Below are 2,866 nucleotides of genomic sequence, written 5' to 3' on the forward strand. Positions count from 1 at the left end.
CGCGCTGTGGGTGTTCACGCTGTTCGGCCATCCCGACGTCCGACTGCTCGACGGCGGGCGCGATCTGTGGGTCAGCAACGGCCGCGACACCACGCTGGAGGTGCCGGGCAAACCGACCACGGGCTACCCGGTGGTCGAACGCGAGGACGCCGCGATCCGGGCCTTCAAGGACGACGTGCTCGACGTCCTTGGGACGCAGCCGCTGATCGACGTGCGTTCGCCGCAGGAGTACACCGGCGAGCGGACCCACATGCCCGACTACCCCGAGGAGGGCGCGCTGCGCGGTGGCCACATCCCCACCGCGAAGTCGATCCCGTGGGGCAAGGCGGCCGACGACAGCGGACGGTTCCGCAGCCGCGCCGAACTCGACGACCTCTACGGGTTCCTCACACCGGACGACGAGACGGTCGTGTACTGCCGCATCGGCGAACGGTCCAGCCACACCTGGTTCGTGCTGACCCATCTGCTTGGGCTGCCTGGCGTGCGCAACTACGACGGCTCGTGGACCGAGTGGGGCAACGCGGTCCGGGTACCCGTCGCGGTCGGGACCGAGCCGGGTGGAGCGCCAGGCTCCTGATGAGTGCCATGCCGGCCGCCTTGGCCGAGGTGGTGTCCGACTTCGCCGACATGCAGGGACAGGACAAGCTGCAGCTGCTGCTGGAGTTCGCGAACGAATTGCCGCCACTGCCCGAAGACCTCGAAGAAACGGCGATGGAGCCGGTGCCCGAGTGCCAGTCGCCGCTATTCCTGCACGTCGACGCCTCCGACCGCGAGCACGTCCGGTTGTTCTTCAGCGCGCCGGCAGAGGCACCGACGACGCGCGGATTCGCCGCGATCCTGGCCGCCGGGCTCGACGACCACACGGCCGACGAGATCCTTGCCGTGCCCGACGACTTCTACTCCGAACTGGGCCTCGCCGCGTTGATCAGCCCGCTGCGGCTGCGCGGCATGTCGGCGATGCTGGCGCGGATCAAGCGGCGCCTGCGCGGAGCCTGATCAGGCCCGTGCCGCACACGACCGCACCTACCCGCCGGTAACCAGCACCGGCGCGCCGGGGCTCGTGTCGCGCCCCTTAAACTGCCGGGGATACATTCTTAAAGACGTTTCTTAGACATGCCGACATCCCACCCAGGAGGCGCAGTGCCCAGCCACGCCAGCTCGAAGATCTCCAAGGTGCTCGTAGCCAATCGCGGGGAGATCGCCGTCCGGGTGATCCGGGCGGCCAAGGACGCCGGGCTGGCCAGCGTTGCCGTGTACGCCGAACCCGACGCCGACGCCCCACACGTGCGGCTCGCCGACGAGGCGTTCGCCCTCGGTGGCCAGACCTCGGCCGAGTCGTACCTGGTATTCGAGAAGCTTCTCGACGCGGCCGAGAAGTCCGGTGCGAACGCGATCCACCCCGGCTACGGATTCCTCTCCGAGAACGCCGATTTCGCGCAGGCCGTGATCGACGCGGGCCTGATCTGGATCGGGCCGAGCCCGCAGTCGATCCGCGACCTCGGCGACAAGGTCACCGCGCGCCACATCGCCGCCAAGGCGAAGGCACCATTGGTCCCCGGCACCCCCGAGCCGGTGAAGGACGCCGACGAGATCGTGGCCTTCGCCAAGGAATACGGCGTGCCGATCGCCATCAAGGCGGCGTTCGGTGGAGGCGGCCGTGGCATGAAGGTGGCCCGCACGATCGAGGAGATCCCCGAACTGTTCGACTCCGCCACCCGCGAGGCCGTCTCGGCGTTCGGTCGCGGCGAGTGCTTCGTGGAGCGCTACCTCGACAAGCCGCGCCACGTCGAGGCCCAGGTGATCGCCGACCAGCACGGAAATGTGGTCGTCGCAGGCACCCGCGACTGCTCCCTGCAGCGGCGCTTCCAGAAGCTGGTGGAAGAAGCGCCTGCACCATTCTTGACCGACGCGCAGCGCAAGGAGATCCACGAGTCGGCCAAGCGGATCTGCAAGGAAGCCGGCTACTACGGCGCGGGCACCGTCGAGTACCTGGTCGGCCAGGACGGCCTGATCTCGTTCCTCGAGGTCAACACCCGCCTGCAGGTCGAGCATCCGGTGACCGAGGAGACCGCGGGCATCGACCTGGTGCTCCAACAGTTCAAGATCGCCAACGGCGAGCCCCTCGACATCACCGAGGACCCGACGCCGCGCGGCCACTCGTTCGAGTTCCGCATCAACGGCGAGGACGCCGGCCGCGGCTTCCTGCCCGCGCCCGGTCCGGTGCTCAAGTTCGAGCCACCGACGGGCCCTGGCGTGCGCCTGGACGCGGGTGTCGAGAGCGGTTCGGTGATCGGCGGCCAGTTCGACTCGATGCTGGCCAAGCTCATCGTCACCGGTGCGAACCGCGACGAGGCGCTGGGACGCGCGCGGCGGGCGCTGGACGAGTTCACCGTCGAGGGCCTTGCCACGGTCATCCCGTTCCACCGCGCGGTGGTGTCGGATCCCGCGTTCATCGGCACCGGCGACGGCTTCGGCGTGCACACCCGCTGGATCGAGACCGAGTGGGACAACACCGTCGAACCGTTCACCGGTGGTGAGCCGCTCGAGGAGGAGGAAACCCTCCCGCGTCAGAAGGTCGTCGTCGAGATCGGCGGCCGTCGTGTCGAGGTGTCGCTGCCCGGTGACCTCGCGATCGGCGGCGGCGGAGGGTCCGCCGCGGCTGGTGTCATCCGGAAGAAGCCCAAGCCCCGCAAGCGCGGCGCGCAGGGCGGTGCCGCCGCCTCCGGCGACGCCGTCACCGCGCCCATGCAGGGCACCGTCGTCAAGGTCTCCGTCGAGGAGGGCCAGCAGGTCGCTACGGGCGATCTCATCGTGGTGCTGGAGGCCATGAAGATGGAGAACCCGGTGACGGCCCACAAGGACGGCA

3 protein-coding genes are annotated in these 2,866 nt (G+C 69.2%); all 3 read left to right on the top strand.

Annotated elements, in window-relative coordinates:
* Positions 1-577 (top strand): sulfurtransferase (locus tag QOC69_RS19280; RefSeq protein WP_526442485.1); only part of this gene is annotated, 577 nt, incomplete at its 5' end.
* A complete protein-coding gene (locus QOC69_RS19285; RefSeq protein WP_526442487.1) occupies positions 577-996 on the top strand; it encodes a SufE family protein in 420 nt (139 codons plus the stop codon). The genes QOC69_RS19280 and QOC69_RS19285, both read left to right, overlap by 1 nt.
* A 144-nt stretch (positions 997-1,140) precedes the next feature.
* Positions 1,141-2,866 (top strand): ATP-binding protein (locus QOC69_RS19290; protein ID WP_526442489.1); only part of this gene is annotated, 1,726 nt, incomplete at its 3' end.

The organism is Mycobacterium sp. (assembly GCF_032162105.1).
In the GTDB taxonomy this organism is placed as follows: domain Bacteria; phylum Actinomycetota; class Actinomycetes; order Mycobacteriales; family Mycobacteriaceae; genus Mycobacterium.

Coding starts and splice junctions, on each gene's coding strand:
- QOC69_RS19285 (WP_526442487.1), top strand. CDS start 577: ATGAGTGCCATGCCGGCCGCCTTGGCCGAGGTGGTGTCCGACTTCGCC.